Genomic DNA, 24725 nt, shown 5'->3' on the forward strand with positions numbered 1-24725 from the left:
GGGAATGTACTTAGGTATTATTCCCTGAAAGTACTTACTTTCTTAATTCTAATTAATCTTATCTTAATTCTACTATTTTATTTGCGTAAACAAAAACCCGGTCATGTAAATAACCGGGTTTTGCTTGCACTGTTACTACCTGTACGCTACCTAAACGAGTTGCAGATCGTCGATGACGCGCTGAACTTTCGCTTTTAGTTGGGCATATGTATCGTCAAACGCTTCTTTGCTTTCGAGTGGTTCGCGAACGCTGACGTAGAACTTGATTTTCGGTTCGGTTCCCGAAGGACGGGCCGACACTTTCGTACCATCAGCGGTGAAGAACTGAAGTACGTTCGACGATTCGATGCCCATTTTCCCCGCTTCGATGGCGCTCGTCTGGCCGCTCTGTGCGTCTAACCGGGTCAGTGCTTTATAATCGTCGACGCGCACAACCGCCGAACCGGCAATCTCTTTCGGCGGATTCGCCCGGAAGTCGGCCATCATCTGCTGAATTTCTTCGGCACCCGATTTGCCCTTTTTGGTCAGCGACACCAGCGACTCGTAGTAGAAGCCGTTTTCCTGATACATCGTCATCAGTAAGTCGAACAGACTCTGTCCTTTGTCTTTGGCATAGGCCGTCAGCTCGGCAATCATGGCGCAGGAGGCAATGGCGTCCTTATCCCGCACAAAATCGCCGATGAGGTAGCCGTAGCTCTCTTCACCACCACCAATAAACTTCTCTTTGCCTTCCAGTTCGCGGATAACTTCAGCAATGTATTTGAAGCCAGTCAGCGTATTGTAGCAGTTTACGCCATACCGTTCGCACATTCGGTCGATGAGATCGGTCGTTACGATCGTCTTGGCAATGAACTCTTTGCCAGTGAGTTTGCCCGCGTCTTTCCAGGCATTCAGCAGGTAATAGATGATCAGGCTCGCCATCTGGTTACCGTTCAGTAACTCAAATTCGCCGTGGTGATTCCGCGCACCGGCACCGACACGGTCAGCATCGGGATCGGTTGCCATGATCAGATCGGCATCCAGTGACACCGCCAGATCAAGCGCCAGTTGCATGGCAGCCCGTTCTTCCGGGTTCGGCGATTTTACGGTTGGGAAGTTGCCATCGGGAGTCGCCTGTTGCTCAACGATATGAACATTGGTGAAGCCCAGTGCATCCAGCGCACGGGGAACGAGCGTAATACCGGTTCCGTGGATGGGTGTGTACACAATGTTGAGGTTCGCCTGCCGCTTGATGACATCCGGATTAACGGCGTTCGATTTGATCCGCTCGATGTAGGGCGCATCGATCTCTTCGTCAATCAATTGAATTTTCTCTGGAACACCTTCGAACTTAATGTCATCGACCGAGGTGATCTTATTCACCTCATCGATGATGGCCTTGTCGTGTGGGGCTACAACCTGCGCGCCATCGTTCCAGTACACCTTGTAACCATTGTACTCGGGCGGGTTATGCGAGGCCGTTACGACGATACCGCTCTGGCAACCCAGCTGCCGGATGGCAAACGATAACTCGGGTGTTGGCCGTAACGCGCTGAACAGATACACTTTAATGCCATTGGCCGTAAAAATATCGGCGACGAGCCGCGCAAACTCAGGGCTCATCCGACGACTATCGTGGGCAATGGCTACGCTTATGTCTTCACCTGGAAACGCTGCGTTGATGTAGTTGGATAACCCTTGCGTGGCTGCGCCAACGGTGTAGCGATTCATGCGGTTAGAGCCTACCCCAACCACCCCACGCAGGCCACCCGTTCCGAATTCGAGATCGCGGTAGAACGAGTCGGTCAGTTCGGTAACGTTGCCTGAGTCGATCAGGTGTTGAATTGCTTCTTTACTATCGGCGTCGTAGTTGCCGCCAAGCCACTGGTCTATGCGCTGTTGGGTAGAAGCGTCAAGGGTCGTTGTCATCTTAAAATGTACTTTTAGAGTCGATCAAATATTGCGTCAAAATTACGATTCCCCGTTTGTCCACCAAATCCTTATGATAGATTCATTAGAAGATACGTTTGAATAAATTAGCGTGGTTTAGACAGCTTCAACCGGAACTGCCGTAACGTCTTAGTTATCTATTTCCAATGATACTCAGCCTACGTATACCGTTCGGTGATATGGGCAGTTCGTTCGGCGGTTTCCAACAGGAGCGGATGGCGGGGCTGGCTCAAGGCTGCCTCCAGATCGGCGATTGTATCCTTAAACAGAAAGTGAACCGGTATTTCGTGCGCTTCGGCCTTGCTTTTGATGTACATGAGCGATGGTCGGACGGTACCCGCTGCGGCCAGTTCGTTGTACTGCTGCTTCGCTGCGGCCAGTTCTTCATCGCTGGAACCGAACGAAATCACGCGTTCGGGCAGCGGATTCGCCTTCCGGTTGGCGAGTTGCGCGTCGAGATCTGCCAGCAGCTGTTTCAGATGAAACGTATCTTTACCGGTACGAATACGCTCCCGCAGCGACTGACGAATGAGATACGTCAGCGATTTTGATAGATCGAGGCCGATTTCGGCCATCTGTTTAAAGATAAGCGACGATGGCGACATGCCCGGAATTGTGTTTGGATCGTGGAGTAACACGCGTCCGTCGGGCGTTAGAAAACCGTCAATCCGTGAATACACGTTGATGCCAAGGCGCGTAAATACGTCGGCTACAGCCTGTTGAATCTTACGGTTGTTTTCGAGCGTCGTTTCAACCGGAATCCGTTTTTTTGTCGTATTGAGCTTATATTTTGATTCGAAGTCGAAGCTGGTTACGTTATAGATTTCTGTCGGTGGCAGCGCAATAGCAATCTGGTCGTCGTCCTGAATGACGCCACACGAAAATTCCTGACCGCTGATAAATTCCTCGAACAGTACTTCATCTTCGGCATTTAGCGATGCCAGCGTACTGGTTGTCAGAGCTGATGTAGCCGTGAGTGCATCGAGTTTTTTTACGAAATCGCCAGGGTGCCGGATCACTTCGCCCGTTTGCTCGATAACGACCGGAAAGCTGATGCCCGAATCCAGGCTAACCATTTTCTGCGCCAGTTCGTGCTTTGCATCGGTCGATAAGCCAGCCCATTCGCTTAGTTTGCTCCAGCCATCCGGTTGAATGGTCATCGTAAAAAAGCACTGTTCGACGGCCCGACAGAATTGCGCCAGATCGGGCTCACGAACAATGACCACACCAATGGATGAACCCTGATGAGGAGCTTTCACAACGATCGGCAGACCCAGATGACTGGTCAGCGACTGGAAAAACTGCGCTTTGTCGGCTTTTTCGTACGCGTCGCGGCTGATCGTGGCGGTTTTTTTCTGCTGACCATTGGCCAGCGCAATCAGTTCGTTTTGCAGAATCTTGTTGATACCCACCGCCGACCCAACCAGGCCCGGTCCGGTGTAAGGCATCTTATACCACTCCAGTAGTCCCTGCACAGCGCCGTCTTCGCAATCGGGGCCGTGCATCGCCAGAAAGGCCAGATCGAAGTGATCTCGAAAATTCTCGGGACGGATTTCGGGTAAGGTGGCTTCCAGTACCGCGATGTCGAGCGATTCGTCATAGACTGAAAAACCTGAACTATCCTGGGGCAGTGCGTCGCGCAGTGACAGAAAATCCAGAAAATCGGGTTCCACGAGCCTGAACCGTCCCCGGCCATCTACAAATACCAGAACTGGCTCGAACAAGCCTTTATCTAAATTTGCCAGAGCAGTACGCCCACCTGCATAGGACACCTCACGCTCACGCGCCGGCCCCCCGAAGAAAATGCCTATTTTCACGAACTTTCGGAATAATTATGGCTGCAAAGAAACGAAAAAGCCGCTCGTTTTGAACAGGCGGCTTAATTTTAGAATCTACTATTCACTACACAGAAATCAAAAACTGCTTTAGCGTTTGCTCAGGCAGCAGCCTCATACAAGGCATTGAGGTTAGCCGCTGTAAGTAAACGTGCAGCTATTTTCAATGTTGCAACAACTTGCTCCATCGATACAGTCGGGAAGCCTGCCAAAATTCATCGATCGTCGAGTTGCTTTTCAAGGTGATCAAGCAAGTGCTGAATTGGTACGCGTGTACCCCGAAAAACAGGGACTCCGTCCATAATTTCGGGATCTACATTTATTAATTCCCTAGCTGCGATAACCCTACTCGATTAAAAGGCAGGTGTAATGTTGACCGCTTCAACTTTTGTGATTTCAGGAACCGCCCGTAGAATTGCTTCTTCCAGACCGCCTTTGAAAGTCATAGCCGACATCGGACACGAGCCGCACGAACCCATAAGTTCAAGGCGTACAGTTTTGTCGTCGGTCACTTCCAGCACTTTCACGTTGCCGCCGTCAGCAGCCAGATAAGGCCGCATGCTGTCGAGCGCTCGTTCAATCTTCGTAATTAGTTGGTCGTTGTTAACTACCGTCTCCATGCGATTTTGTATTTAGGGTAAAGTTACAGGCTATCGAGGTTTTATGCAACTTCCTTTGCCTAGCTCAGATTTGGTCCAGATAAATAGTTACGCTAATTCAACGCGCTGGGTGCGATCGATGGTCGAGTTCCGGATAGCGACCTGCTGAGCGAGTGCTTCGGCGGCTGACCGGAAGGCATTGCTCGCTATCGGTTCGCCGATGCTAATGGCCGGACGACCTTCATCACCCGCTTCACGAATGCTCTGTACGAGCGGAATCTGGCCCAGCAGCGGAACATCAAACTGATCCGCCAGCTCTTTCCCACCGCCTTTGCCGAAGATGTAATACTTATGATCAGGCAGCTCGGCGGGCGTGAAGAATGACATATTTTCGATAACGCCCAGCACGGGTACGTTGATCTGGGGTTGCCGAAACATGGCCAGTCCCTTTGTCGCATCGGCCAGGGCTACTTTCTGCGGAGTCGTCACGATAATTGCCCCCGTCACCGGCACCGTTTGCACCAGCGTCAGGTGAATATCGCCTGTTCCCGGTGGCAGGTCGATAAGCAGGTAGTCTAACTCGCCCCACTCGGCATCGGAAAAGAACTGCTGGAGAGCCCGTCCGGCCATTGTGCCGCGCCAAACAATTGCCTGACCCGGTGCCACCAGAAAACCCATCGACAGAATCTTGATGCCAAACTGCTGGATCGGCTCCATCTTGGTCTGGCCATCTACCTGATAAATCCGTGGCTGGATATTTTCGGCACCGAACATCGTCGGCATGGACGGACCATAAATGTCGGCGTCGATGATGCCTACTTTAGCGCCGGACTTGTGCAACGCAATTGCCAGGTTTGCCGTTACGGTCGATTTCCCGACTCCGCCCTTACCAGACGACACGGCAATAATATTTTTCACCCCCGGCAGCGTTGGTGCATTGGCCCGCGTCGAGGTAACGTCCGAAACCATGTTGATCTTAACCTCGATTTCGGGTCCGATGTGCGCATGAATGGCATCTTCGCACCGTTTCCGGATAACCTCTTTCAGCGGGCAGGCTGGGGTGGTCAGTACGACAGTAAATCGAACCTGGCCAATTCCCAGCTCGATATCTTTCACCATGTTGAGCGAAACCAGATCATTTTTCAGATCAGGCTCTTCGACGGTGCTTAAGGCCTGTAAGACAGCTTCTTTCGATAATTGATAATCAGACATAAAACGATAAAAAAGGGAGGAAGGTGAAAAGGCCGATGGAGCGTTTGGGAATTAAACGAACTCTTTCGTCTCTTCTTCCCGGTCTGTGTCCTGGCTTTCCGTGTTTTCTTCCCAGTTTAAACGACGATGCACCTCTGCCAGTTCCGCCGAAACGTCCACTCGCTCCGATAAGCCCTGCAATTGGGCGAATAACTTGCGCAAAAACTGGTGATGAGCCGGACTATCGCCGTAAAGAGGCCGATGAAACAGCGATTTACGAACCTGAGCCCACTCCTTGATGAAGTCCTGAAGATCGGTGTCGAAGGCACTTTCAGCAAGTTTGGCAAAAATATAATCATGGGCCTGCGCATTGGGATGAATCAGATCGGCTTCGTAAAATCGATAATCACGCAGATCGTCAACCATCAGTTCGTAGGCCGGAAAATACGATACCCAATCGTTCCAGACCGTCAGTTCGTGGGCCAGTGCGCGCAACAGGGATTTACTGACCTGGTTGAGCGGCAACGTATCGCGGATATGCCGCACGGGACTCACTGTCAGCAGGATTTTTAATTGGGGATTGATTCTGCGCAGCGTTTTTAGGGAACGCGTCAGGTCATCGCGGAGATGATCGATCTGGTACAGGTATTTCTCAAAAAGCTGTCCCGGCATTTTATGGCAGTTGGCGACGACTTTACCCGTTTCAATGTGCCGGTAAACGATCGCCGAGCCAAGCGTGAGAAACAGAAAATCGGCCTGTCGAATGGCATCGCCGGTTTGGGCCAAACGCTCGGTCAGTTTATCGTGCAATTCGTTCCGGCTGTTGGCCCAGAGCGATGAATGAAAATCGTAATGAAACCAAACACCATTGCGTTCTACATAAAGCGTTTCATCAGGAGCACCGCCGTAAAGGGCTGCTGTCAGCAGTTTGGCGATTGACGTTGGATTGAAGACTGTACCAAAGGGGTTATCCAGAACGGCTAGCTTGTGGTCGGTCAGGCGACGGCCCATGACTTCGGCAAAGCACGAACCAATCGTCACGATACGGCTCTTCAGACCAATACGATGGGGGAGAGGTTCAGGTGAAATTTCGGTATGAAACTGCATACGTATCTAACAAAAAAAGAAAGCATTTAGCTCCTTGATCTGGTTGATAATTTCTAGTATAGTGGTCTGATTGAACGGTGATTAGCTCTGGCGAGATTATTGCTATGGTCGTGTATATAGCTTCGATAGAGCTGACCCATCAGCCACCGGTTATGTATAAATTGTAGACCGATGGATTGATTTATCCCTTTATCTCCGTTTCCGCATGGAGATGGTCGCGTTTGTTTTTACTTTCACAGTCAGTACATACTCCGCATAGCCAATCGCAATGTCCCTTCAGAAGCGCATTAAAACCCTTAGTTTTGACTCACTACACGAATTAATCAACCAGGCACACCATGAAATCAACCGTCGACAGGAATTTATCAAACGCATTCCTCCGCTAAAACTTCAGGACCTATCCTTCTCCGTGCGTGCCCGCGATTTGTTGTATCGAACCATTGCAGATAAGAAGAAACTTGTTTACTGGCAAGACGCGCAAAAGTTAACGCTGGGCGAGACATTACAACTGCTGGAACCGGCAGACTGGCGGCAAATTAACTACAAGAATACCAAGGTATTCAGTGAGCTATGCGCGCTGTTTCAACACTACAAAGCTCCGCTGGAATGGTATTATAATGAAGTGGAGGGAAACGTTTAGACATAAAAAAACGGTCGGCCTGATAAAGTATCAGGCCGACCGTTCTGTATGATCAGTGCTTATTCAGCAGCAACTACTTCAAATTTCACTTTGTGCTTCACATCCTTGTGCAGATCAAGTGAAGCCTCGTAGGTGCCAAGCGTCTTAACGTCATCAACCGTAATTTTCTTCCGGTCGATGTCGAAGCCTTTTTCGCGCAGGGCGTCAGCTACCTGGGTGTTGGTAACCCGACCGAAGATTTTGCCGCTGTCACCCGCTTTCGCTGGGATGGTCAGAACAATATCACCAATGCCATCAGCAATTGCCTGTGCGTCGTTCTTGATTTTTTCGGCTTTGTGAGCCGCCTGACGAATGTTTTCGGCAACGATTTTCTTGTTAGAGTCAGTCGCCATCATCGCAAATCCCTGAGGAATCAGGTAGTTGCGGCCGTAACCAGGCTTCACCGCTACGGTGTCGTTCTTATAGCCCAGGCCGGCAATATCGGTCTTTAAAATGATATCCATTTTTTGAAAAAGGTTTGTAGCCTGTAGGTGGTGGTTTGTCGATCTCATCTACCCGCTTAGTGCGACCGGATAAGGCAAACTACACACTACATACTTTATTTCAGAGAATCGCCTACGTACGGCAGTATGGCCAGATGACGAGCGCGTTTAACGGCCTGGGCTACTTTGCGCTGGTTTTTCAGGCTTGTACCCGTTAACCGACGGGGAAGAATCTTACCCTGTTCGTTCAACAGTTTCAGCAGGAAGTTGCCGTCTTTGTAGTCGATGTATTTGATACCGGCTTTCTTGAAGCGGTCGTATTTTTTGCGGTTCTCGGTTTTCGAGACTGATTCGTTTTGCAAACTCATGATTACTTGGCCTCCCCGGCGTTTTCAGTTTGTTTTTTCTTACCCACTAGGCCGTTCTTCTTGCGGTCATTGTAAGCAACAGCGTGTTTATCGAGCGAAACCGTCAGGTGACGGATGATACGCTCATCACGGAGATACTCGGTGTTGAGTTTCTCGATGATCGTGCCGGGAGCCTTGAACTCAAAGAGTTGGTAGTAACCCGTGTTCTTGTGCTGAATTGGATAGGCCAGTTTGCGGAGGCCCATGTTTTCTTCGTGAACGAGTTCCGCACCGTTGTCGGTCAGCACTTTGCGAAACTTGTCAACGGTGTCCTTTATCTGAATCTCAGATAAAACGGGAGTTAAAATGAACACCGTTTCGTAGTTATTAGGAAACATTGTACTTAATTGGTTTGAAATGAGGGCGCAAAGGTAAGAAAAAAGTTGATAATCACCAGCGTTGATCAAAAAAAGAGGCAGCCATACATCTGTTGGCTGCCTCGCAGGACTGGGTCACTGTTAGTTATTTCACCGTAAATTCGCCCTCGCCGATCCGGAATCCTTCGCAGTAGATCTCAATGGCGTAGCGGCCTTCGTTGAATCGCTGGCCACCGCGACCGTAAATGAAATCGACCTGCTGGCGGCTGTTATCGAAGGTAAAGCGTTGCATGGCCGTGTAGATCATGCCCTCGCCGTTGTACGTAAACTCGCCCGATCCCGTAGCCAGATCGGAGACAACGGCACCAGCTGGGTCCAGAACCCGCATATAGAGTACTTTTTCTTCCTGCTTAGCCAGACCGTTAGGTGCCAGCCGGACCGATACCCGGATCTTGTCAATTCGTTTGGCCTTATAACTGCCACCGTCGCTCTCCTTACCCCGTGCGTTGATGGCATTGACGGTCACATTCTCCGCCCGCAGGGCAGCGGCTATCGTAACTTTTTCGCTTAGCTCCTGATTTTTCGACGCGACGGCAACCACAGAATCACTCAGCGACTGTCTTTCGGCTTTCAGACTGCTGTTTTCCTGATATAATGAATCATTTTTCTGGGTCAATAGCCCATTTTCCTCTTTTAGTCGGGCAATCTCCTGGTCTTTCTGAGCAAGGAGTTCCTGGTAGTTTCGTATTTTCTGGTCGTATTTCTTGCTGTCGAACGTGCCAACATTACGCAATGCCCGTTTGTCAACTTCCAGCTGGGTTTTGACTTTCATGAGTGAATCGACACTGCCACCTAGCCGCTGAATTTCAGCGATTTTGGCGTCCAGCTGGGCAGAAATAGAGTCCAGCTTTGTTTTTGCGGCCAGAAATTCTTCCGTTTTAACCGCAATGGTGGCATCTTTAGACTTATTATCCTGCCGTTCCTGATAATAGAAATACACTAAAAGAATATTCAATGCAGCCAGAATCAGTAGGGCGGCCAGCAAATAGCTACGACTATTGTTTCGGGGTTGGGGTTTCGGTTCCATTGGGGACATTTGTTAAACTGATCGAACGGGTTGGGCGGTAAATCCTTACCAAAACTATATCATCTGGCGCTTTATTGCATCATCAAGACGGTTCATGGCCAAAAACTACGCCATTTCACGTAGTTCTCAAACCTATCTTTGCACAATATTAATAAACGGTCGGCGCTGAACCGACTTTTGAGCACTATGATTGCCGATACAATTCGTCAGATCGAAACCGAACTGGCTGGCCGCGCCCAGCTGATTGCCGTCACTAAAACCAAGCCTGTTGAGCTGTTGCGCGAGGCTTACGAGGCTGGTTGCCGGATGTTTGGTGAGAATAAGGTGCAGGAAATGGCGGAGAAACAGCCTCAGCTACCCGCCGATGTAGCGTGGCATCTGATTGGCCATCTGCAAACCAATAAAGTGAAATACATTGCCCCGTTTGTTGCCCTCATTCATTCGGTAGACAGCCTTAAACTGTTGCAGGAAATCAATAAACAAGCTGCCAAACAGAACCGAGTCATCGACTGTCTGCTGCAAATCTACATTGCCGATGAGGAAACCAAGTTCGGCCTGAGCGCAGATGAAGCCGAGGGTTTGATAAATGACCCGACTCTTGAGAATCTATTGAGCATTCGCATTGTTGGTCTAATGGGGCTGGCCACGAATACCGACAACGAGGAGCAGATTCGCGCTGAATTTCGCGGTTTGAAGCAGCTTTACGACAAACTCGGTGCGATAGAGGGCGCAAATCTGAATTTCTCCGAACTGTCGATGGGCATGAGTGGCGACTACCGCATCGCCGTTGACGAAGGCAGTACGCTGGTCCGGGTTGGCAGTGCAATTTTCGGGAGCAGAACATAATTGTTTTTTATCATGCCGACGAAGCCAGGCGGCCGAAGCATCTTCGGCTCCGGCCGTCTGGCTTCGTCGGCATAACAAAAAGAGAAATGAAATTTTTTATTCAGGCAGGTGCTGTTTTAGGGTTGCTGGGCGTCGGGATTGGCGCATTTGGTGCTCATGCATTGCGGGCAATGCTCGACGCATCGGGGCGGAGTGACACGTTTGAAACCGCCGTCAAGTACCAGTTTTACCACGCCCTCGCGCTGGTATTGGTGGGTATGTTGATGCAGTTGTTCGGGAGCAACCCGTCCATTGTGAAATTGCTTAACTGGGCGGGGTACTCCTTTTTGGGGGGGACGCTGATTTTTTCCGGTTCCCTCTATATTCTTTGCTTTACGGGTGTGACGTGGCTGGGTGCCATTACACCGTTGGGCGGAGTTGGTATGATTGCGGGCTGGGCACTCTTGCTCTGGGCGTTTTTATAAAAAAAGGAGCCATGTCGAATAACGGGTAGCTGACTGGTCGTCATCCCCTTTTATGTCGCATCATTTCTCTTCGTATCTTTGTTGTCTGATTCTAAGAATAATGCAAACCAATATACAGGCTGAAACCGCCCGTCGACGGACGTTCGCCATCATTAGTCACCCTGACGCCGGTAAAACGACATTAACTGAGAAGTTACTTCTCTTTGGTGGCGCTATTCAAACGGCGGGCGCGGTGAAATCCAACAAAATCAAGAAGTCGGCTACTTCCGACTTCATGGAAATCGAAAAGCAGCGGGGTATTTCGGTCGCTACGTCGGTGATGACGTTTGAATACGATAACCTTAAAATCAATATTCTTGATACCCCTGGTCACAAAGACTTTGCGGAAGACACTTACCGGACGCTGACCGCCGTTGACAGCGTTATTCTGGTGATCGACTGCGTAAAAGGCGTTGAGGAACAAACCGAACGATTAATGGAAGTGTGCCGGATGCGCGATACGCCGGTCATCATTTTTATCAATAAACTCGACCGCGAAGGCCGTAATCCGTTCGATCTGCTCGACGAACTCGAAGAGAAGCTCAACATTCGCGTTCGGCCAATGACATGGCCGGTCAATATGGGTTCCGACTTTAAAGGTGTTTATAGCCTGATCGAAAAAAAATTATATTTCTTCAAAGTCAACAAAACTAAAGTCGAAGATGATGTTCTGCCGATCGAACTGGCTGATTCATTATTAGACCAGAAAGTGGGCGAGCGGGATGCTGCCCAGCTTCGGGAAGATGTGGAGTTAATCGAAGGGGTGTATGACTCGTTCGACCGGCAGGCGTATATGGACGGTCAGCTGGCTCCGGTGTTTTTTGGATCGGCGGTTAATAATTTTGGTGTGAAAGAGTTGCTGGAAGGCTTCTGCGACATCTCACCCGAACCTATTGCGCGTCCAACCGACAAGCGGGAAGTGCTACCCGGTGAAAAGAATTTTAGCGGCTTTGTCTTTAAAATTCACGCCAATCTTGATCCGCGCCACCGCGACCGGATCGCGTTTCTGCGTATCTGTTCGGGGGTTTTTGAGCGCGGGAAATTCTACCACCACACGCGCCTGGACAAGAATGTCCGCTTTGCTTCGCCGTTCAGCTTTATGGCCGATAGTAAAAGTGTCGTTGAAGAAGGCTTTCCCGGCGATGTTGTCGGTCTGTACGATACCGGTACGTTTAAGATCGGTGATACGCTGACAGAAGGGGAGGAGTTACAGTTTCAGGGTATTCCAAGTTTTTCGCCCGAGATCTTCAAAGAGCTTGTTAACCTGGACCCTATGAAATCCAAACAGTTGGACAAAGGGATTCAGCAGTTGACCGATGAAGGCGTGGCGCAGTTATTTACGCTTGAACTGGGGAATCGTAAGTTCGTCGGAACGGTTGGTGAACTGCAATTTGAAGTGATCCAGTATCGTCTGGAAAATGAATACGGGGCCAAGTGCCGGTGGGTGCCGCTGAACTATACGAAAGCCTGCTGGATCACCGCCGAAAATCCGGCTAAACTCGCTGAATTTATCCGCTTAAAAGGCAACCAGATCGCTTACGACAAAGACCTGAATCCGGTCTTTCTGGCCGAATCGGACTGGATGTTGCGCATGAATCAGCAGAACAATCCCGACATCCAGTTCCACCTCACCTCGGAGTTCAAAGTGGCGGTTTAGATACCGTTCGCTTGGATTCTTTCGTTGTCGAAAACTACAGGCAGCGGCTGCAAGTTAGGTTATCATCACTAAACAAACCTACTGATGATGAATTCACTTGCAACCGCTGCTTTTGTCTTGCTACTAGCTGGTTCCGCTGTAGCCCAACAAAAGCAACCCGCATCCAAAACCTCAGGTACGTCAAAAAAGAGCGGGACGATCACGCCCGTTGACGCGGCTCGTTCGAATCCATCGGCTGCCAATACGCACGATGGCACCATGGGCGCATCGACCGGAACTGGAACGACGCTCGAACAAAATCAGGCCAGTAACGCAACCAGCGCCCGCCCGACATCGGTTGATCCGGCTAGCAGCGTCCGGACTAGTGCGTCAGACGTGAAGGCAAAGAAAAAAGCACCTAAATCGGGTAACTAACGCGTCAACTTTTGACGAAGTGAAGCCCTGATTTAACAGAGGTTTAATAACCTTTTACCTGATAGACTGTTTATCCTTTGTATTCATTCTTTCACTTAGCTAATACTAACTATGAAAAAGGCAATGATTGCTGCTGTTGCAGTGCTGGTAATGACCAGTTCGGCTTTTGCTCAGGATGACGCGAAAGCAGCTCACAAAGAGATGAAGAAAGAGGCCAAACAGATGAAAAAGGAGGCCAAAAAAGAGGGCGACGACGCGAAAGCTGATGCGGCCAAAGATATGAAGCACATGCATAAGAGCATGAAAAAAGAAGCGAAGAAAGTATCGACGAATCGGTAGAATTCGGTATATAAATGGCGAAAGCCTCCTGAGCAATCGGGAGGCTTTTTTATGGTCTGGAGATTCATCGGGTCACTTCTCATTAGATTAGTCTGTCCCGATATAGTTTATAAATAGCCTCTATGTGAGTTTGACTAGATTATATTTAAATAAATTACTATAACGAACTTTTATTCTGTAGTAAATGAATAGTAAAAAATATAATTGGCATTTTAACGGTTAAGGACGCCTGTTCTTACGTAATTTTATGTCTGGTTAAACGTTTCGCTCACCTCGTTCAACATCTTGACATCCCCGCGTTACGACTGACTGATACACACAAATTTCCTCTAAATCAACCACTCTATGATTCGTTACTTTTTACGGCCACTAGCCATGTTGCTGCTAAGCCTGAACATGGTTTGGGCGCAGATTCCAGCGCCTAAGCAGCATTTCGGCTTTACCATTGGCGATGACTATCAACTCGCTACCTACACGCAGACAGAAGCTTACTTCAGAAAGCTGGCGGCTACCTCTGACCGGGTTAAACTGGTCGATATCGGGCCAACGGAAGAAGGTCGTCGGCAGTTGATGCTCGTTGTATCGTCGCCCGCTAACCTTAAGAAACTAAGCCGCTACAAGGAGATCTCCCAAAAGCTGGCCCGCGCCGAGAACATGAACGACGATCAGGCTCGTGCATTGGCAATGGAAGGGAAAGCCGTTGTCTGGATCGATGGCGGCTTGCACGCTACCGAAACCGTTGGCACGATGCAACTGATCGAAACCGCGTGGCAACTGGCGAGTCGCAAGGACCCCGAAACGATGCGCATCCTGAATGACGACATCATTCTGCTGACGCACGCCAATCCGGATGGGCAGGAGATTGTCACGAACTGGTACATGCGTGAAGCAACGCCCGAAAAACGGTCGCTCGACAATGTGCCGAGACTATACCAGAAATACATTGGCCACGACAACAACCGCGACTTCTTCATCATGAACATGAAAGAAACGCAGAATATCGGTCGTCAGTTATTTGTCGAGTGGATTCCGCAGATTATGTACAATCACCACCAGAGCGGTCCGGCCGGATCGGTGCTGGCTGGCCCTCCGTATCGTGACCCCTTCAACTACGTGTTTGATCCGCTCATGGTAACGGGTATCGATGCGCTGGGTGCGGCTATGATCAACCGACTGAATGCAGAGAACAAACCCGGATTTACGCGTTTGAGTGGTTCTGTTTTCTCGACCTGGTATAACGGTGGCCTTCGCACCACAACGCACTTTCATAATATGATTGGTCTGCTGACCGAGATTATCGGCGGCCCGACGCCCGAAGAGGTGCCATTGGTTCCTAAGCGGTTGATACCTAACGGTGCTACACCTTTTCCCGTGACTCCGCAAAAATGGCACTTCCGGCAGTCGATCGATTATTCGGTGTCGCTGAACTACGCCGTATTGGGGTATGCCGCCCGGTATCGCGACGAGGTGCTGTTCAATATCTATCGGATGGGAAAAAACTCCATCGAGCGCGGAAGCAAAGACACCTGGGCCTTGTCGCCCAAACGAATCGATGCGATCGCCGGTGCGTACGACGCTGACCCGAAGAAAGTCGTTTCGCCCACGAATGCGGCTCTGGCGCAGTATGGTTTCATTCCCAAAGGCGGTGGTATGCCAATGAAGTATTACGACACCATCATGAAAGCGCCCGTGTTGCGCGATCCGCGTGGATTTATCATTCCGGCCAACCAGGCCGATTTTGCAACGGCAGTGAAATTTGTCAATGCGTTGATCAAAACGGGGATTCAGGTGCAGCAGGCGACGGCTGACTTCACTGTTGCGGGTAAGACGTATCCCGCTGGCTCATACGTTGTCAAATCCGATCAGGCATTCCGTCCTCACCTGCTCGACATGTTCGAACCACAGGATCACCCCAACGATTTTCAGTATCCGGGCGGTCCGCCGGTTCGTCCGTACGACGCAGCTGGCTGGACGCTGGCCTACCTGATGAATGTTCAATTCGACCGGATTCTGGATGGGTTTGACGGGCCTTTCAAGAAACTGCCCATTGGCGAGCTTCAGGCCCCGCAAGGACACATTGCCGAAGCTTCTGGCGAAGGGTATCTGCTGAGCGCACGCGCCAATAATTCGTTTATTGCCGTCAATGATCTGCTGGCGTCGGGTGTTGAGGTCTATCGTTTACCAAATGGCACGGGTCTGAAATCGGCGGCTGAGTCCGGCACGTTTTTCGTTCCGGCTTCGGCGAAAGCAAAATCGTTACTCGACAAGTCGGCTAGAGAGCTTGGCATCGACGTGACCAGTATCGCTAAACGCCCCACCACAACTATGGCAAAAGTAACGCCCATGCGCATTGCCTTGTGGGATACCTACGGTGGGTCAATGCCTTCCGGTTGGATACGCTGGATGATGGAGCAGTATCACTTTCCCATGAAAGTTGTTTATGCACAGGACATCGACGCGGGCGATCTTCGCAAGAAATTTGACGTGATCGTGTTCGTTACCCGCGCTATTCCGTCGATGAACAGCAAGGACGTCGATCTGTACAGCTTATTCGGAACGGAGCCCAAACCGGAAACGACTCCTGCCGAATACCAGCCCTGGTTGGGTAAGATTACCGCTACCAAGTCGATACCGCAATTGAAGACATTCATGGAAGCGGGCGGAACCGTCGTTACCATCGGCTCGAGTACCAATCTGGCTTATCATCTGAAACTTCCGGTTAAGAATGCGTTGACGGAAATGACAACGACGGGTCAGGAAAAGCCGCTGCCGGGTGAGAAATACTATATTCCAGGTAGCGTGTTGCAGATGACCGTTGACTCAACCCAACAGGCAACCTGGGGCTTACCCACGCTAACGGACGTCTATTTCGATGCCAGCCCGGTCTTTAAAGTATCGCCGGATGCGATTGCTACGGGGAAAGTGAAACCCCTGGCCTGGTTCGCTACGGGTAAGCCACTGCGCAGTGGTTGGGCGTGGGGCCAGTCCTATTTGCAGGATGGTATTGCGGCCTTTATGGCACCCGTCGGGGCGGGGAAACTGTACGCCTTTGGTCCGGAGATTACCTTCCGGGCGCAGTCGCACGGAACGTTCAAACTGCTGTTCAATCAGCTTTATTCGTCTGGTTCAGCAGCCGGCAGTGCTACAAATGGTAATTAACGCGTTGTTGACCACTGACGCACAATAAGCGTGTACAAAAACGGGGTGCCAGGCTTGAGAACCTGGCACCCCGTTTCATTTACTGGTACTAGCCGTGCTGCTTAATTGTAGCCCGGATTCTGAACCAGATTTTTGTTCGTGTCAATTTCCCGTTGGGGAATGGGCAGAACCAGGTTGTTCGCGTTGTAAGCTACCGTACCAACTGTGCCTGCCGTGCGCTTAATATCGGCCAGCTGCTGGCCTTCGAAAGCCAGCTCAAGCCGGCGTTCGAGCAAAATAGCTGCTAGGTCAACTGTCGTCAACGCAGTAGCTTTGGCGCGGTTACGGATCAGGTTAACATCGGCTAACGGCGTTGCGCCGACAGCCGTATTCAGACGCAGGTTCGTTTCGGCCCGTACCAGATACATTTCCGCCAGCCGCACGACCGGAACGTCGCCATACTGATCGTTGAACTTACTGGTGAACGTGTTCTGACCCGCCGTGTTGAAGAACGTACCCCGTACATCGCCAGTCGCGTAGAGCTGCCGGAACTTGGTTTGTACCCGCACGTCACCCCGGCCCTGATTCAGCGAGGACGCGTAGAACGTGTTCAGGTCGTTGGCTCCATCCTGGTCGGTAACGATGATTTTGAAGATGATCTCCGAGGCATTCGTTGCATCTTTAAACACATCCGCAAAGTCGCTCACTAGGCTGTAGGTCCCTGACGTAATCACCCGATTCGCGGCATCGCGGGCCGCTGCGAAGTTCTGCTGTTGGAGATAAACGCGGGCAAGAATGGCCGCAGCCGCTCCTTTGGTTGCGAACCCGTTTCCGCCCGACTGGGTGGCGGGCAACAGACTTTCGGCTTTTGTTAAGTCATTCAGTACTTGCGTATACACTTCGGCCACTGTATTCCGGGCGCGGTAGTCCGCATCAGTAACCGACGTGGTTGGCGTGAGTACCAGCGGAACGCCGGGATTGGCCGTTGGCGTACCATCGTTCCAGCTCTTGCTAAACGCTTTAACCAGTTCAAAATACAAAGCACCTCTGATAAAGAGGGCTTGCCCTTCGATCGAACCGCGATTGGCTTCGCTAACTTTGGTCAGGGCTGACAAAACACTGTTGGTCCGGTTGATCGCGTTGTAGCCATCCAGCCAAAAATCCCGCGTAACGGTATTGGACGTTGTAACTGTTTTGCGCCAGATCTCATCGATCGTCGCATACGTACCCGCAAAAACAACATCCCGGTTGTCGCCGGTTAAGTCGCCAATGTATTGAATACCACCGCCGTATAGGTTAACATCGCTCAGGCCATCGTAAGCACCGGTCAGCGTTATCTGTACGTCCTGTTCGGTGTTCAACGCCTGACTCTGCTCGATGCTCTGCGTCGGTTCAACGTTCAGTCGGTTGTCGCAGGCTGTAACGAACAACCCGAAGACACCGACGAATAACCACTGTTTTATGGATGAATTCATACTAAAATTTCGTTTTTGAAAAGTTCAGTTGTAACGTGTCTGGGTTAGAAACCGATGTTGATGCCGCCGGTGATCGTCCGCGCCTGTGGAGCCGTGTAGAAATCATAACCCTGCGCAATGTTCGAAACAATGTAATCGGCATTCACCTCGGGGTCCCAGCCTTTGTAGCCCGTGAAGGTGAGCAGGTTCTGACCCGTTACGAAAAAGCGAACCGTATTCAGTTTCAGACGGTTGATTAGCGTTTTGGGCAAGTTGTACGACAAGGTAGCCGTGCGTAGCCGGACAAACGTTCCATCGTAGATGAAGCGGCTCGACGACTGGGCACCGTTGTTATAATACAGCCGGGCTTCCGGGATGTTCGTGTTTGTATTCTGTGGGGTCCAGGCGGCCAACTGATCGACGGTCTGATTATCTTCAAAACGGCCATTTGCTGATGAGTAGCGACCCACGCCGTAGAAATTGAGCTTGTTGCCAAACACCCCGTTGAACAATACGCTTAGGGTAATTCCCTTGTAGCTGAACGTGTTGGTGATGCCACCCGTCCATTTCGGTAGTGGACTGCCAACTACGACGCGCTGGGCCTGGCTGTATGTACTCGTCGTCGAGCGATCCAGCGAGCCATCGGTGTTCGTCGAATTCTTATACCAAAGCGCATTGCCATTGGCCGGATCGACGCCCGCGTATTCCTGCGTAAAAAATGCGCCAAGTGGCTGTCCTTCAACGGCTCGGCTCATGGCATTGATACCGCCTTCGATGATTTGCCCTTGTAGATTAGTGATCTTGTTCCGGTTCGCGGCTGCGTTGAAGCTCGTTGTCCAGCGGAACGCACCGGTGAGGTTTTCCGTGTTTAGCACAAACTCGAACCCTTTGTTTTCCAGACTACCAACGTTTCTGAACTGTGTCGAAAAACCGGTGGTGCCCGGCACGTTCACGTTTAGCAGCAACCCAGACGTTTGTTTGTTGTAGTAGTCGATTTCGCCGTTGATGCGGTTGTTGAGAATGCCAAAATCGATACCAATATCGAACTGGTCGGTAGTTTCCCATTTCAGGTCTGGATTGGCGAGTTGCGATGGTCGCTGACCCGGTAGTGTACCGTAGCTGGCATCACCTGTGAACAGACCCAATTGCGGGAAGTTCAGGATTTCAGCGTTACCCGTACGCCCATAACTTGACCGGAGCTTCAGAAAGCTGATGGTATTGTTATTCTTTAGGAAACCTTCTTCCGACAATACCCAGCCTGCAGAGACCGCCGGGAAAAAACCGTACCGGCTGTTACGACCGAAGCGTGACGAGCCATCGATACGGGCACTTACACCCAGCAGATACCGGTCCGAAAATTTGTAGTTAGCCCGCGCAAAGTACGACAGGAAGCGGAAGTCGGTTTGGGTTGAGCTACCATCCGTTTTGCGGGCCGCACTGATGATCTGGCGATACGCATCCGATGGAAAGTCCCGGCCTTCGGTGAAATTCGTTTTCTGCTGCGACTGCTGATACGACATCCCCAGCGTAGCATCGACGGCGTGTTTACCGAAGAGGGTGGCATACGAGAAGAAGTTGTTGGTTGTGTAGTTCTCGACGCGCACAAAGCGATTCTGACCAATACCCTGCGGAGCGCTGAAGTTGCGTTGCGTTTTACTGTTGTAGTACAGCTCTTCCTGCTGATTCAGCACGTCCAGACCAAATTCGGTGCGGAAACTGAGCCCTTTGGCAATCTGTAACTGACCGTATACGTTGCTGATATTCCGGTAAACAGTCGTGTTGAAATAGGCATTGCCCTGGTTGATCAACGGGTTGTAATAAACCGGGATGCTCAGATCGCCAGGCGGAGTTCCGACCGGAAGGCCCGTGGTCGGGTCCGTAGCAGGCGTCATTGGTGGAAGCGCGACCATCTGCATTGGATTATCGAACTGATTATCCGCCGAAAGACGCTGATTGAATGTACGGGTCAGGCCAATGTTGAAGCCTGCGCGGAAGCGATCCGACACTTGATGGTCGAGGTTCAGACGACCCGAATAGCGTTGCAGTGCGTTGCCGATCAGAATACCTTTTTGATCCAGTAACTGACCCGACAGATAGAACGTCGTTTTCTCGTTACCGCCGTTTATGTTCAAATCGTATTGCTGGTACGGGGCATCCTGATACGCCAGATCCCCCCAGTTGGTGCTTGCCTGATTGGCTGTTCCATACGTGCCCAGCCCCTGCGTTTCGTAGAAGCTTTTCATGTAGGACGAATTGGAAGCAGGATCGCTGGGGTCAAACCCATCGAGACGGTCAGCATTGGCCGCGGCCTGGTTGTAAAAATTGACGTACTGCTCGGTGTTCAGGAATTGAAGCTTTTTAGTGGGTTTGCTCGATCCGTACTGCGCACCAAAATTGATGTTGGTCCGACCGGCTTTTCCGCGCTTGGTCGTGATCAGTACAACACCGTTTGCCGCCCGCGCCCCATAAATAGCACCGGCTGATGCATCCTTTAAAATATCGACCGACTCAATATCCTGCGGGTTTATATCGGCCAGTGGGTTCGTAGATGCACTGTTGAAACTCAAATTATCGGTGGTAACGGGTGTGCCATCGACAATGTAGAGCGGCTGGTTGGAGGCTGATACCGACGATTGACCCCGCACGCGCACCTGAATGCCCTGACCCAGCTTACCCGAACCAGCATTGATCTGAACGCCAGCGGCTTTTCCCTGAAGGGCCTGATCAAAGGTAGTAACGGGCTGATCCTGAATGTCGCTTGCTTTTACTTTGGCAATATTGCCCGTCAGGTCGCGCTTGATCTGCTGGCCGTAGCCCGTAACAACAATCTCATTCAGATTCCGCACATCTGACTTCAGCTGTACGTTGATCACCGACCGGTTATTGACACGTTCTTCGATGGTTGTGAAGCCAATGAAGCTATAAACGAGTGTGACATCGCCATCAACCGATAGACGGTAGTTGCCCGATGCATCCGTCAAGGTCCCCTGCGACCGGCCCTTGACACTAATTGATACGCCTGGTAGACCGGCACCATCGTCGGATGACGTGACCTTACCCGAAACGGCCTGCCCCTGTGCATAACTCCCCCAAACTGTAACGAGTAGCAGGCAGCTAAGTAGTAAGAGTTTACTCATGTTACTAAAAATGAAAGGTGAAAAGAATTGTAAAAGTACAATGAAATGGTGATTAATAGAAGAAAACTCACATAATGAAGAATAGGTATAGATAAAGAATCAAAATATTGATCGGAGAATTGGTTATTCTATAGAATAAAATATGTCTTATTGGGAAATAATGGTATAAAATAAATATATCTTGTTTTGTTTATATAAATTGTTCAGGGGATATATTCCGGACTTGAAAAATTAAACCATAAACTACTCGACCTAGTCAAACGTTTATCAAGGAGCAACTCCCTCAAAACAACACTTATGAACCGCCTAATATTTCTGTTCTTCGTTCTGCTACTGACCACATCAGGGCTGCGGGCGCAGGTGCAGTACGCAACCGAGTCCCCACGCGTCGATGACGTAAACGACCGCGATGTAACGATTCAGCGCGTTGAGCTGACGGCGCAGTACACGATCATATACATGAAATTTGAATCCAGCGAGCGTCGGTCATCAAACCGGGGGTGGCCTTTCTCGGTCCCACTGCCGAATGGTCGGGGTAGGCAGCTGGAAAGTCCCAATACCAGTAACATCGGCTTTCAGCCAACGGCGCGTCTATATGTGAACGAGGGCGAACGTTCGTACAAACTGATCCGGGCCGAAAATATACCGGCTGAAACCCGTCGCCCCGTTGCTCCCGGCGAACGGGTTGATTTTGTCGCCTATTTTGAGCGAGTCGATCCGGGTTATACGACGTTCGATCTGTTTGAGTGTAGAGACGGCGGTGGCTACGTCTGCTTCAATTTCTGGGGAGTGCACATCATCAATCCGCTGAAAAAAACCTATTCGCAGCAGAAGCCTAAAGTGCCGGTTCAGCCCAGAGTGCAGCAACCGCGCTATCAGCCTCGTACTACGCCAGGAGCTGGAACACCGGGGGCTGGAGTTCCGAATTCGACACCTCCGACGACGCAGCCTCAACCGCAAGCAACCCCGTCGAGCGTGGCGATTAATGGAGTGACGCGCGATGCAAAAACAAAAGGGTTGATGGCGGCAACGGTTAGTTACCGACTGATATCCGCAGCCGAATCAGCGGGCGATGGTCGAATTGATTCGGTTCGCAGTAATCGGGCCACGGGTGCTTATACCATACCGGTTGATCGGCGTGGTGTATACGTCATCACGGCTTCGGCAAAAGGGTACTTCACCAAGAGCGATACATTAGCGACGAACCGCACGAACGTCAACCTCGATTTCGATCTGGTGCCTATTGTGGCGGGTGCCACGATCACGCTAAAGAACATCTACTTCAACGCATCGGAGTTTGATCTGAAGCCCGAATCGTACCCCGAACTGGACCGGCTCGCCATTGTCATGCAGGAAAATCCGACCATGACGATCCGACTGGAAGGGCATACTGATACCGTTGGTGATTTTGACGCCAACGTCGAACTGTCCCGGAATCGGGTCAACGAAGTAAAGCGTTATCTGGTTGCGAAAGGCATTAGTGCGGGCCGGATCGACACGGTAGGCTATGGCCCCTCACGTCCTATTAATAAGAACAAAAGCCTGAAAGAGCGGCCCGAAAACCGGCGGGTGGAAATGGCCATTATAAAGGTATAAAAACCCTGACGATCCGTTTCGGGTTTCCTGTCTATGAAACCCGACTTTGATCTTAATGTTGCCTTAACGCGAATCGAAGAAGCCGTTCGGTCGTATCCGAAAGCGGCCATGTTCGACCTGGCCGAACGGGGCTACAACACTGTATTTGAGCAGCTAATCTCCTGTATCATATCCATTCGTACGCTCGATGAAACGACGATACCGGTCTCATTACGCCTGTTCGAAGTGGCCCGAACACCCGAACAACTGTTGGCGCTCGACATGCCGACGCTGACCGACTTGCTGTTTGGTACGACCTATCCAGAACAGAAAGCCTACACCATGCATGGCATTGCCGACCGGGTTATCAATGAATTTGGTGGTCAGTTGCCCGCCGATTTTGCCACGCTGACGTCACTGAAAGGCGTGGGACCGAAATGCGCCAATCTGACCCTGGGTGTTGCTACTGGACAGGCCGCGATCAGCGTCGATGTGCACGTTCATCGGGTCGTAAACCGGTGGGGGTACGTACGAACCAAACAGCCGGAGCAAACATTGAAAGCGCTGGAAGCGTTGGTTCCCCACGATCAATGGGTCAATATCAATCGCTTACTTATGCCCTTCGGTAAGCACATCTGTACGGGTACGCTGCCTCGCTGTTCAACCTGCCCGGTGCTGGACTGGTGTGAGCAGGTGGGCGTGGAACGGCACCGGTAAGCGACGAGCTGGCTACTCCGTTTTTCTTGCCGGGCGCGACTTCATGTATTCGTTCAGACTTGCCAGCATAGCACGGCATTCTTTGTCCAACTGCCGATATAAATCAGCTTGTTGCGTAACGGCCTGCTTGACAACCTCCGCACTTTTAGCCGCCTTGTCAGACGCCCGACTCATTTCTTCGGCGGTTGGACTTGTTGGTCGAACGGGTAGCGAAAGACCTTTGCTTTCCGTAATCAGATCGGTGATGGTAGCGCGGTAACGCCCGAATTTAGATTCGATCGTGAGCGTATACCGGATCAGTTGCTCACTAATTCGGAAGGCCGATTTGACAAACAGTATATTGTTTTCCTGATCGAACTGCTGTTCCGCATCGCTTTCGTTCGGAAACTGCTGTTGGAGCCATAAACGGGCTTCGCTGCTGATCTGTCGGGCTGGCCGGGTCGCATCAGGCAGACGTACTAATTCCTGATACTGAACCTGTCCGGTCTCATTGGTTGGTAGCTTGACCTGAGCCACAACCGTAAGCGATAACAGGATAAAAATGGGTAATAAGATTTTCATGGCTGGCAATAGCGTTTTGGCGCGTGCCGACATACAGGAGTAACGTGCTGTATATCAACTGCGAAAGCGTGAGTAACTAACTTCATGCTGGAGTCCAGGACTTCCAGTATACAAAGATAAAGCTTACAGGCATTTCGCGGACGGCTTCTTCAATTTACTGCCGGGTGCCGAGCAACTATACGGCGGCTGTTTCATCATCGATGGCAAGGCCAGCTTCGATCAATCCATCAAGGTCAAAACCCTGAAGATCCAGGTAGTTTAGTATAGCACGGGCATTGATACGCGCGGGCCCGACCCGGTAGCCGCTGTCTTTACTGGATGCAATAACTCCTCTCGACGTGATAATCAGCGTAATAGGATCCGCAAATAGCTCAATATAATCGTTCCCCCGCGTTACTGTAACAGCAACTTCTTCCTCCCATGAATAGGCTTCTTTGAAACAGGTACGTGCTTCTTCGTCCGTAATCGTTACCAGCTTGCGAAGTACGGGACGAATTAGTTCGGGAGACAGTTCGTGTTCAATGCGACTACCGTCGTAGCAGACCTTCACTTCGTCGTTGGCAATGTCCACGGTTACGAGTTTAGCATTCCGGCTTTGGGCGTCCGGGCTGTCGACCTGAACCCGGCTACCTAAATAGCGAGCCAGTTCCTGAACTGTCAACCCTGTCGTACGTGTCTTCATTAGTTGTATTGGGTAGTGTGTTGGTACTTGATTAGAAAGGGTCATCTGTAATACGTCGGTTAAACAAATTTAATACCTTAATGCGTTACTAAGTTCATTAAAATGACA

23 protein-coding genes are annotated in these 24725 nt (G+C 50.7%); 9 read left to right on the plus strand and 14 right to left on the minus strand.

Features of this window, described 5'->3' with window-relative positions:
* Positions 1 to 150: 150 nt before the first annotated feature.
* The 6 genes from GK091_RS19940 to GK091_RS19965 all read right to left on the minus strand — a co-directional run bounded on the left by GK091_RS19940 (position 151) and on the right by GK091_RS19965 (position 6661).
* Entirely contained in the window at positions 151 to 1908 is a 1758-nt protein-coding gene (locus GK091_RS19940) for a phospho-sugar mutase (protein ID WP_164041645.1), read from the minus strand.
* 179 nt (positions 1909 to 2087) lie between these two features.
* The gene (locus tag GK091_RS19945; RefSeq protein WP_164041646.1) at positions 2088 to 3746 is read right to left on the minus strand and encodes a D-alanine--D-alanine ligase family protein; all 1659 of its coding nucleotides are present in this window, start codon (positions 3744 to 3746) and stop codon (positions 2088 to 2090) included.
* Positions 3747 to 3979: 233 nt separating this feature from the next.
* A complete protein-coding gene (locus GK091_RS29625; protein ID WP_317166343.1) occupies positions 3980 to 4105 on the minus strand; it encodes a DUF433 domain-containing protein in 126 nt (41 codons plus the stop codon).
* 12 nt (positions 4106 to 4117) lie between these two features.
* A complete protein-coding gene (locus GK091_RS19955; RefSeq protein ID WP_164041647.1) occupies positions 4118 to 4384 on the minus strand; it encodes a NifU family protein in 267 nt (88 codons plus the stop codon).
* An 87-nt stretch (positions 4385 to 4471) separates the two neighbouring features.
* Positions 4472 to 5575 carry an Mrp/NBP35 family ATP-binding protein gene (locus GK091_RS19960; RefSeq protein ID WP_164041648.1) on the minus strand — a complete coding sequence of 368 codons (1104 nt, stop codon included), beginning with the start codon at positions 5573 to 5575 and terminating at the stop codon, positions 4472 to 4474.
* 51 nt (positions 5576 to 5626) lie between these two features.
* A complete protein-coding gene (locus GK091_RS19965; RefSeq protein WP_164041649.1) occupies positions 5627 to 6661 on the minus strand; it encodes a GSCFA domain-containing protein in 1035 nt (344 codons plus the stop codon).
* A 268-nt stretch (positions 6662 to 6929) separates the two neighbouring features.
* On the opposite strand from GK091_RS19965, the gene GK091_RS19970 reads away from it, so the two are divergent.
* Positions 6930 to 7301, plus strand: a complete 372-nt coding sequence (locus tag GK091_RS19970) for a hypothetical protein (RefSeq protein ID WP_164041650.1) — start codon at positions 6930 to 6932, stop codon at positions 7299 to 7301.
* 59 nt (positions 7302 to 7360) lie between these two features.
* On the opposite strand, the gene rplI is transcribed toward GK091_RS19970, so the two are convergent.
* From rplI to GK091_RS19990, 4 genes are all read right to left on the minus strand, one after another.
* Entirely contained in the window at positions 7361 to 7804 is a 444-nt protein-coding gene (rplI, locus tag GK091_RS19975; protein ID WP_164041651.1) for a 50S ribosomal protein L9, read from the minus strand.
* 95 nt (positions 7805 to 7899) lie between these two features.
* The gene (gene rpsR / locus GK091_RS19980; protein ID WP_012925715.1) at positions 7900 to 8151 is read right to left on the minus strand and encodes a 30S ribosomal protein S18; all 252 of its coding nucleotides are present in this window, start codon (positions 8149 to 8151) and stop codon (positions 7900 to 7902) included.
* 2 nt (positions 8152 to 8153) lie between these two features.
* Entirely contained in the window at positions 8154 to 8528 is a 375-nt protein-coding gene (rpsF, locus tag GK091_RS19985) for a 30S ribosomal protein S6 (RefSeq protein WP_164041652.1), read from the minus strand.
* Between the two features lie 124 nt (positions 8529 to 8652).
* The gene (locus GK091_RS19990) at positions 8653 to 9594 is read right to left on the minus strand and encodes a hypothetical protein (RefSeq protein ID WP_164041653.1); all 942 of its coding nucleotides are present in this window, start codon (positions 9592 to 9594) and stop codon (positions 8653 to 8655) included.
* A 186-nt stretch (positions 9595 to 9780) separates the two neighbouring features.
* On the opposite strand from GK091_RS19990, the gene GK091_RS19995 reads away from it, so the two are divergent.
* From GK091_RS19995 to GK091_RS20020, 6 genes are all read left to right on the plus strand, one after another.
* Complete coding sequence (locus GK091_RS19995) at positions 9781 to 10440, plus strand: YggS family pyridoxal phosphate-dependent enzyme (RefSeq protein WP_164041654.1); 660 nt, start codon at positions 9781 to 9783, stop codon at positions 10438 to 10440.
* Positions 10441 to 10526: 86 nt separating this feature from the next.
* Positions 10527 to 10904, plus strand: coding sequence for a DUF423 domain-containing protein (locus tag GK091_RS20000; RefSeq protein WP_164041655.1), 378 nt, complete (start codon positions 10527 to 10529; stop codon positions 10902 to 10904).
* Positions 10905 to 11004: 100 nt separating this feature from the next.
* A complete protein-coding gene (locus tag GK091_RS20005; protein ID WP_164041656.1) occupies positions 11005 to 12600 on the plus strand; it encodes a peptide chain release factor 3 in 1596 nt (531 codons plus the stop codon).
* 84 nt (positions 12601 to 12684) lie between these two features.
* Positions 12685 to 13014 (plus strand): hypothetical protein, encoded by a 330-nt coding sequence (locus tag GK091_RS20010; RefSeq protein WP_164041657.1) that lies wholly within the window; start codon positions 12685 to 12687, stop codon positions 13012 to 13014.
* A gap of 111 nt (positions 13015 to 13125) precedes the next feature.
* Positions 13126 to 13353, plus strand: coding sequence for a hypothetical protein (locus tag GK091_RS20015; protein WP_164041658.1), 228 nt, complete (start codon positions 13126 to 13128; stop codon positions 13351 to 13353).
* Positions 13354 to 13698: 345 nt separating this feature from the next.
* Positions 13699 to 16512 carry a M14 family metallopeptidase gene (locus GK091_RS20020; RefSeq protein ID WP_164041659.1) on the plus strand — a complete coding sequence of 938 codons (2814 nt, stop codon included), beginning with the start codon at positions 13699 to 13701 and terminating at the stop codon, positions 16510 to 16512.
* A gap of 101 nt (positions 16513 to 16613) precedes the next feature.
* Here GK091_RS20020 and GK091_RS20025 read toward each other — a convergent pair whose 3' ends face one another.
* Both GK091_RS20025 and GK091_RS20030 read right to left on the minus strand, forming a co-directional pair.
* Complete coding sequence (locus tag GK091_RS20025) at positions 16614 to 17966, minus strand: RagB/SusD family nutrient uptake outer membrane protein (RefSeq protein ID WP_164041660.1); 1353 nt, start codon at positions 17964 to 17966, stop codon at positions 16614 to 16616.
* Between the two features lie 44 nt (positions 17967 to 18010).
* A complete protein-coding gene (locus GK091_RS20030; protein ID WP_164041661.1) occupies positions 18011 to 21082 on the minus strand; it encodes a SusC/RagA family TonB-linked outer membrane protein in 3072 nt (1023 codons plus the stop codon).
* A gap of 297 nt (positions 21083 to 21379) precedes the next feature.
* Between GK091_RS20030 and GK091_RS20035 the strand changes: the two genes are divergently transcribed.
* Both GK091_RS20035 and GK091_RS20040 read left to right on the plus strand, forming a co-directional pair.
* On the plus strand, positions 21380 to 22678 hold the full coding sequence (locus tag GK091_RS20035) for an OmpA family protein (RefSeq protein WP_164041662.1): 1299 nt from the start codon (positions 21380 to 21382) through the stop codon (positions 22676 to 22678).
* 33 nt (positions 22679 to 22711) lie between these two features.
* Positions 22712 to 23374, plus strand: a complete 663-nt coding sequence (locus GK091_RS20040) for an endonuclease III domain-containing protein (protein WP_164041663.1) — start codon at positions 22712 to 22714, stop codon at positions 23372 to 23374.
* A 12-nt stretch (positions 23375 to 23386) separates the two neighbouring features.
* Here GK091_RS20040 and GK091_RS20045 read toward each other — a convergent pair whose 3' ends face one another.
* Both GK091_RS20045 and GK091_RS20050 read right to left on the minus strand, forming a co-directional pair.
* On the minus strand, positions 23387 to 23935 hold the full coding sequence (locus GK091_RS20045) for a DUF4468 domain-containing protein (protein WP_164041664.1): 549 nt from the start codon (positions 23933 to 23935) through the stop codon (positions 23387 to 23389).
* Positions 23936 to 24110: 175 nt separating this feature from the next.
* Entirely contained in the window at positions 24111 to 24617 is a 507-nt protein-coding gene (locus GK091_RS20050) for a hypothetical protein (RefSeq protein WP_164041665.1), read from the minus strand.
* Between the last annotated feature and the right edge of the window lie 108 nt (positions 24618 to 24725).

It is taken from the genome of Spirosoma agri (genome assembly GCF_010747415.1).
Lineage (GTDB): Bacteria > Bacteroidota > Bacteroidia > Cytophagales > Spirosomataceae > Spirosoma > Spirosoma agri.